Origin of the sequence: Microbacterium sp. C5A9, from assembly GCF_022627955.1 — a bacterium.
Taxonomy (GTDB): Bacteria; Actinomycetota; Actinomycetes; order Actinomycetales; family Microbacteriaceae; genus Microbacterium.
Genome location: NZ_JABXGD010000041.1, coordinates 1 through 234, shown reverse-complemented (window position 1 = coordinate 234; position 234 = coordinate 1). Strand labels below are relative to the sequence as shown.

At 69.2% G+C, this 234-nt stretch carries 1 pseudogene; it reads left to right on the top strand.

What is annotated here, in order from left to right:
- A pseudogene (locus HWD99_RS18415) lies at positions 1-234 on the top strand (hypothetical protein); the annotation flags it as partial.

Here is a 234-nt window from a genome sequence, read left to right as displayed (position 1 = left end):
TATCATGGCAAGGTCATCGGCCTGGGCGCGGGAAGCGGCAACGCCTTCGCGCTCCTGCCCCCGCAGAATGCCAGCGGCAACTGGATCAAGATCGTCCAGCGCGTGCCGGTGCGGATCGGCCTGAACGCCAATGAGCTGCGCCAGAATCCCTTGCGCGTCGGCCTGTCCGCGACCGTGACGGTCGACACCGCCGACCAGCGCGGCCCGCGTATCGGAACCACCGCGACCCAGGCC